This is a genomic window from Propionivibrio sp. (genome assembly GCF_017995515.1).
Taxonomy (GTDB): Bacteria; Pseudomonadota; Gammaproteobacteria; order Burkholderiales; family Rhodocyclaceae; genus Propionivibrio.
The window spans coordinates 13785-20349 of record NZ_JAGOIT010000064.1 but is presented as its reverse complement, the minus strand read 5'-3'; the positions used below and the strand labels follow the sequence as shown (position 1 = coordinate 20349).

At 63.8% G+C, this 6565-nt stretch carries 6 protein-coding genes and 1 pseudogene; all 7 read left to right on the top strand.

Translation table 11 applies throughout. The annotated features are described in order from the left end of the window. The first annotated feature begins 229 nt into the window (after window positions 1-229). Window positions 230-352: a hypothetical protein gene (locus tag KBA32_RS11420; protein ID WP_294359009.1), complete on the top strand. Its 123-nt coding sequence runs from the start codon at window positions 230-232 to the stop codon at window positions 350-352. Between the two features lie 750 nt (window positions 353-1102). Then, window positions 1103-2887: an acetate--CoA ligase gene (gene acsA, locus KBA32_RS11415; protein WP_294359007.1), complete on the top strand. Its 1785-nt coding sequence runs from the start codon at window positions 1103-1105 to the stop codon at window positions 2885-2887. 1 nt (window position 2888) lies between these two features. Then, complete coding sequence (gene pdhA, locus KBA32_RS11410; RefSeq protein ID WP_294359005.1) at window positions 2889-3908, top strand: pyruvate dehydrogenase (acetyl-transferring) E1 component subunit alpha; 1020 nt, start codon at window positions 2889-2891, stop codon at window positions 3906-3908. Further along, window positions 3905-4888, top strand: coding sequence for an alpha-ketoacid dehydrogenase subunit beta (locus KBA32_RS11405; RefSeq protein ID WP_294359004.1), 984 nt, complete (start codon window positions 3905-3907; stop codon window positions 4886-4888). The genes pdhA and KBA32_RS11405 overlap by 4 nt, the downstream gene beginning before the upstream one ends. Beyond that, window positions 4885-5979, top strand: coding sequence for a dihydrolipoamide acetyltransferase family protein (locus tag KBA32_RS11400; RefSeq protein ID WP_294359002.1), 1095 nt, complete (start codon window positions 4885-4887; stop codon window positions 5977-5979). Before KBA32_RS11405 ends, KBA32_RS11400 begins: the two co-directional genes overlap by 4 nt. A gap of 14 nt (window positions 5980-5993) precedes the next feature. Next, window positions 5994-6236, top strand: a complete 243-nt coding sequence (locus tag KBA32_RS11395) for an acyl carrier protein (RefSeq protein WP_294359001.1) — start codon at window positions 5994-5996, stop codon at window positions 6234-6236. A 20-nt stretch (window positions 6237-6256) separates the two neighbouring features. Continuing rightward, window positions 6257-6565, top strand: a pseudogene (locus tag KBA32_RS11390) (oxidoreductase); the annotation flags it as partial.

Below are 6565 nucleotides of genomic sequence, written 5' to 3'. Positions count from 1 at the left end.
GAAAAATGGCTAATGGATTAGCTGGGTTGAATTCTACGGAGACTTCGCTACGGGCAGCACGAAGTTTGCGCCAAACGACTGGCAAAAGACTCCACGATGTCCCGGAAGTTCCAGCGTGTTACCAAACGACACGATAGCAATGCAAAGTCGCAACAGATTTCCGGTTCGCACATCGATAAACTTCGTTTCGTAGGTTGATAAAACGTTTCACATTACGAAAGGAAGAAACATGAGTACGCTACATACTCTCGCTGTCATCACCCTGGCACTCGACGCGATCTTCGTCCCGCAAGCCTTGGCCATCTATCTCAACGAACGCGAAAACCCGCGTACCGAATCCGAGTCCGCTTAACTCTTGAAAAGGAAATCATCATGCTGACCACCATCATCGTTCTCGCAGCCCTGGCGATCCCCTTCGTCCTCGAGCTCTACTTCAACCTGCCGGAAGAGTCGGTCGAAGAAGAGTACATCCCCGACGGTCGTTAAGGCGCTCCGATCATGTCGTACCTGATCGCCATCATTGCACTGCTCTCGGTACCCTATCTGCTCGACATCGCCTTGAGCAGTCCTCGCGGCCAAGGCTGCGAACAGCGATAGCCAGCGGGCTATTGCTGCTGCGCGACACGCGCACTCGACTCAATCCCTCGGTTCATCCGGCGCGCCCTGCGGGGACGGCGTCCATTTTCCGTTCACCTGCCAAACGATTTCGTCGCTCGGACTCTGGCATTCCTCAAGTGGTCCGCGACGTTACCATGCGTTACAGGCCGATACCGAACTCGCCGACGTCTCCTACAGTTTGACGTCGCGGCCGGGAATAGAATCTCGCTCCTCAGAACATTGGATGCGCAGGATCTCTATGGAATGGTCGAACCTGATGGAAACGATGGCCTTGATTCTCACCTGCCTGGTCCTGCCCAGCGCGGTGGCGATGTATTTCAGTGCGCCACGCAACGCCGACACCGGGTTTGACTAGACAGATCCATCGCGTACCGATCTCAAGTTCGGATTCGCGTAAGCAGGCGTCCCGCCGAACACATTTACACATGAAATTTGTACCCCACCGACCACCGCACTATAGTGGTTTTCGGGGGGTGCAAAATTCATGGACTCTTCGATAACCATCAGCAAGACAGCGGACGACTTCCGCGTTCGGCCCAATCTTCTCGATTACTCAGCGGAGCGACGACAGTTCTCCTGGACTGCAGCACGCAACGCCCTTTCCGCCCCGCCGGGAACCCAGCAGGGAAAGCGGATCAATATTGCCCATGAAGCCGTCGACCGGCACGTCGCCGCCGGCCAAGCGGAGCGGCAGGCATTTCGCTTCATCAGCCGGGGATCGCCAGAACGCATCGTGAGTTACGGCGAGTTGTCGCGGCTGACCAACCGCTTCGCCAACGTATTGAGAAACCTCGGCATCGGCAAGGGCGACCGGCTGTTCATCCTCTCCGGCCGCATCCCGGAACTCTACATCGCGGTATTGGGCAGCCTGAAGAACGGTACGGTGGTCTCGCCGCTGTTCTCGGCCTTTGGCCCGGAGCCCATCGCCACGCGCGTAAATCTCGGCGCGGGCAAGGTGCTGGTGACGACGGACGCGCTCTACGAACGCAAGATCGCCAAGTGGCGTGACAGCATGCCGACGCTGCAACACATCCTGCTGGTGGCGGAGGACGGCGGACGCACGGCGGTTCCCGGAACACTCGACCTGGCGACCTTGCTCGACGCGGCTTCTGCCGAACTGGAGATCGAGCCCACTTCCGAAGAAGACATGTCGCTGATGCATTTCACCAGTGGCACGACGGGGACGCCGAAGGGCGCCATGCACGTACACGGTGCGGTCGTCACGCACTGGGCCACCGGCCGCTACGCGCTCGATCTGCACTCCGACGACATCTACTGGTGCACCGCCGACCCCGGCTGGGTGACCGGCACGTCCTACGGCATCATCGCCCCGCTGGTGCATGGTGTCACTTCGGTCATCGATCGCGAGGAGTTCGATGCGGAACGCTGGTACGGCATCCTGCAGGAACATCAGGTAACCGTCTGGTACACCGCGCCGACGGCGATCCGGATGTTGATGAAGGCCGGCGCCGACATTGCCAGGAAGTACGCCTTCCCGAAACTGCGTTTCGTCGCCAGCGTCGGCGAGCCGCTGAATCCGGAAGCGGTCTGGTGGGGCAAAGAAGTCCTTGGCCTGCCCATCCACGACAACTGGTGGCAGACGGAAACCGGCGGAATCATGATCGCCAATACGGCGGCCTTCGACATCAAGCCCGGCTCCATGGGGCGTCCGTTGCCGGGGGTCGATGCGGCCATTGTTCAGCACAGCAAGGACGGAGGCGTCAGCGAAATCGGCGCCTCCAACGTCGAGGGCGAGTTGGCGCTCAGGGCCGGCTGGCCCTCAATGTTCCGCGGCTACCTCAACAACGAGGAACGTTATCGCAAGTGCTTCGCCGGCCCGAACCAGGAGTGGTATCTGACGGGCGACCTGGCCAAGCGGGACGCCGACGGCTACTTCTGGTTCGTCGGGCGCGCCGACGACGTCATCAAGTCGGCCGGCCACCTGATCGGCCCCTTCGAAGTGGAGAGCGCGCTGATGGAGCACCCGGCGGTGGCCGAAGCCGGCGTCATCGGCAAACCTGACCCGGTGGTGGGTGAAGTGGTGAAAGCCTTCGTCTCGCTCAAGCGCGGCTTCGCGGAAAGCGAAGCCCTGCGCATGGAACTGCTCGGCCACGCCCGCAAGCGGCTCGGCGCCGCCGTCGCGCCCAAGGAAATCGCCTTCATGCCGCAGCTGCCGCGCACGCGCAGCGGCAAGATCATGCGCCGGCTGCTCAAGGCCCGGGAGCTGGGTCTGCCGGAAGGCGATACGTCAACCCTCGAAGGAGAGTGAGATGACGATCACGCACGCTGCACCACCCCCACCGTCAGGCCCCGTAGCCTGGCCGAAGGCGTTCGCCCACGAAATGCTGGTCGACATGCTGCGTATCCGGCATCTGGAGGAAAAAGCGGCGGAGCTTTACGGCGCCGGGAAGATTCGCGGTTTTCTCCACCTTTGCATCGGCGAGGAGGCGGTGGCTGTCGGTGCGTTGCGCGCGCTGGACCCCGACGACAACGTCGTCGCCACCTATCGCGAGCACGGCCAGGCGTTGATTCGCGGCGTGGACATGAAGTCGATCATGGCCGAGATGTACGGCAAGCGCGAAGGCTGCGCGCGCGGCCGGGGCGGCTCCATGCATCTCTTCGACAAGCGCCGGCGACTGTTCGGCGGCAACGCCATCGTCGGCGGCGGCCTGCCGCTTGCCGTCGGCCTGGCGCTGGCGGCGAAGATGCGGCACGGAGAGCGTGTCACGGCGTGCTTCTTCGGCGACGGCGCCGTGGCCGAAGGCGCCTTCCACGAATCCATGAACCTTGCCGCGCTGTGGCAACTGCCGGTGCTGTTCTGCTGCGAGAACAATCTTTTCGCGATGGGCACCGCCATCGAGCGGCATGAGTCGCAACCCGATCTGTGCGTCAAGGCGTCGTCCTACAACATGACGGCGCGCAGCGTCGATGGCATGGACGTCGTCGCGACTTACGAGGCGACCAAGGAGGCGGTGAGCCAGGTGCGTTCGGGCGCCGGGCCGGTCTTTCTCGAGTTCCGCACCTACCGTTTCCGCGCGCATTCGATGTTCGACGCCGAACTGTACCGCGACAAGGACGAGGTCGACGCGTGGAAGACGCGCGGCCCGATCCACACGTTCACCGCACGGCTGAAGGCGGAAGGGAAACTGGACGAAGCGGAATTCCTGGCGCTCGACGCCGTCGTCGAAGAGGAAGTGAGCGAGGCCGTCGCCTTCGCCGAGGCCGGCGAGTGGGAACCGGTGCAGGATCTTCTGACCGATGTATATGCCAACTCGGGAGCCACGCCATGAGCCGCCGGATGAGTTACCGCGAAGCGCTGCGCGAGGCACTGCGGGAAGCGCTGGCGAACGACCCGCACGTGTTCCTCATGGGCGAGGACGTCGGGCGCTACGGCGGCACCTATGCCGTCTCCAAGGGGCTGCTGGCCGAATTCGGCCCCGAGCGCATCCGCGACACGCCGTTGTCCGAATTGACGTTCGTCGGTGCCGGCGTCGGTGCCGCACTGGGCGGCATGCGGCCCATCGTCGAAGTGATGACGGTGAATTTCAGCCTGCTCGCCCTCGACCAGATCGTGAATACCGCCGCGCTGTACCGCCACATGTCCGGCGGCCAGTACTCGGTGCCGCTGGTGATCCGCATGGCCACCGGCGCCGGACGGCAGCTCGCGGCCCAGCACTCGCACAGCTTCGAGAACTGGTACGCGTCCGTCCCCGGCATCAAGGTGCTCGCCCCGGCCACCATCGAAGATGCCTTCGGGATGCTGGGCGCGGCGCTGGCCGATCCCGACCCGGTGGTCATTTTCGAGCATGTCCAGCTCTACAACCTGGAAGCCGACCTACCGGACGAACGGATCACGGACATCTCGTCGGCCAGGGTGCGCCGCGAGGGCAAGGACGTCGCGCTGATCACCTACGGCGGTTCGCTGCCCAAGACCTTGCAAGCCGCCGAGACGCTCGCGGGTGAAGGCATCGCGGCCGAGGTGATCGATCTGCGCGTGCTGCGGCCGCTCGACACCGGGACGATCCTCGCATCGGTGCGCAAGTGCCGGCGCGCGGTCATCGTCGACGAGTGCTGGTGCACCGGCAGCCTCGCCGCTGAAGTCATGGCGCGCATCATGGAGCAGGCCTTCTACGATCTCGACGCACCGGTCGCCCGCGTCTGTTCCGCAGAAGTGCCGATACCGTACGCCAAGCACCTCGAAGATGCAGCCCTGCCGCAGCCGGAGAAGATCGTCGCGGCGGTGCGCGCGCTTTTCGGAGACGGGTCATGATCGAATTCAAGCTCCCGGCGCTCGGCGCCGACATGGATGAAGCCACCTTGCTTGAATGGAGCGTGCAGCCGGGCGATGTCGTCAAGAAAGGCCAGGTCGTCGCCGTCGTCGACACCACCAAGGCGGCGGTCGACGTCGAGTGCTGGCAGGAAGGCACGGTCGCCGAATTGTTGGTCCAGCCGGGCGAGAAGATTCCGGTCGGCACGCCGCTCGCGACGCTCCTTGAAGCCGGCGAGAAGGCCGCGCCGAAGAAGGCCGGCGGCACCGCCGCAGTCACGCCGGAACGCAAAGCCGTTTCGCCGGCTGCGCGCAAACGTGCCAAGGAACTTGGCGTCGACCTCGCTGGCGTCGCTGGAACCGGCGCCAACGGCGCGGTGACGCTCGAAGACATCGAACGCGCCGCAACCAAGGTCGCACCGACCGACAAGGCGGCGGAAATGAGGAAGGCGATCGCTGCGGCGATGAGCCGATCCAAACGCGAGATCCCGCACTACTACCTGGGCGAAACGATCCCGATGGCGAAAGCGATGGCGTGGCTGGAAGGCGAAAATGCCAGACGCGGCATGGACGAACGGCTGCTGCCGGCCGTCTTGCTGCTCAAGGCGGTCGCCCGCGCCTTGAAGCGCTATCCGGAATTCAACGGCTTCCATCGCGACGGCGGCTTCCAGCCGGCCAGCGCGGTGCATGTCGGCGTAGCCATTTCACTGCGTCAGGGCGGACTCATCGCGCCCGCGATCCTCGACGCCGACGCGAAGTCGCTGACGCAGCTGATGCACGACCTCACCGACCTCGTGCAGCGCACGCGCGCCGGTTCGCTCAAGAGCTCCGAGATGTCGGAACCGACGATCACGGTGACCAACCTCGGCGATCAGGGCGTCGATACGGTCTTCGGCGTGATCTATCCGCCCCAGGTCGCGCTGGCCGGCTTTGGCCGCATCGCCCGGCGCCCCATGGAGGACGACGGCCAATTGACCTTGCTGCCAAGCGTCGTCGCCAGCCTGGCGGCCGATCACCGCGTCTCCGACGGCCATCGCGGCGCCCTCTTCCTGCTTGAACTGCGCGAGTTGCTGCAACATCCCGAAGAACTGTAGAGAGGTGGCACGCCATGAACGAAGCCGAAATCCGAACGGTGGCTTTGAGCGTCCTCAAGTCCATCGCGCCCGAGATTGAAGAGGACGAATTGCGCGACGACCGGCCGTTGCGCAACCAGGTCGACCTCGACTCGATGGATTGGCTCAACTTCCTCCTCGGGCTGCACCGCGAACTCAAGGTGGAGATCCCCGAAGCCGACTACGCGCATCTCGTCACCCTGAATGACGTGACGGCGTATCTACGGCAGCGGATCTGAGTCCGGCGGGAGGGTCGACTATGGGCAAGACACGAATCGCGACGGTTTGGCTCGATGGCTGCTCGGGTTGCCACATGTCTTTCCTCGACATGGACGAACGCCTGCTCGCCGTCGCCGACAAGATCGACCTCGTCTACAGCCCGCTGGTCGATGCCAAGGAGTTTCCCGAGAACGTGGACCTGACGATCGTCGAGGGCGCCGTCAGCAGCGAGGAGGACTTGCACAAGATCCGGCTCGTCCGCTCGCGCACGAAGCTGCTCATGGCGCTCGGCGATTGCGCGGTGACCAGCAACGTCCCCGGCATGCGCAACTATTTCAGCCGCGACGCC

Excerpts from the sequence above, each read along its gene's own strand:
- KBA32_RS11420 (WP_294359009.1), top strand. The coding sequence starts at position 230 with ATGAGTACGCTACATACTCTCGCTGTCATCACCCTGGCACTCGACGCG.
- KBA32_RS11400 (WP_294359002.1), top strand. The coding sequence starts at position 4,885 with ATGATCGAATTCAAGCTCCCGGCGCTCGGCGCCGACATGGATGAAGCC.
- pdhA (WP_294359005.1), top strand. The coding sequence starts at position 2,889 with ATGACGATCACGCACGCTGCACCACCCCCACCGTCAGGCCCCGTAGCC.
- KBA32_RS11405 (WP_294359004.1), top strand. The coding sequence starts at position 3,905 with ATGAGCCGCCGGATGAGTTACCGCGAAGCGCTGCGCGAGGCACTGCGG.
- KBA32_RS11395 (WP_294359001.1), top strand. The coding sequence starts at position 5,994 with ATGAACGAAGCCGAAATCCGAACGGTGGCTTTGAGCGTCCTCAAGTCC.
- acsA (WP_294359007.1), top strand. The coding sequence starts at position 1,103 with ATGGACTCTTCGATAACCATCAGCAAGACAGCGGACGACTTCCGCGTT.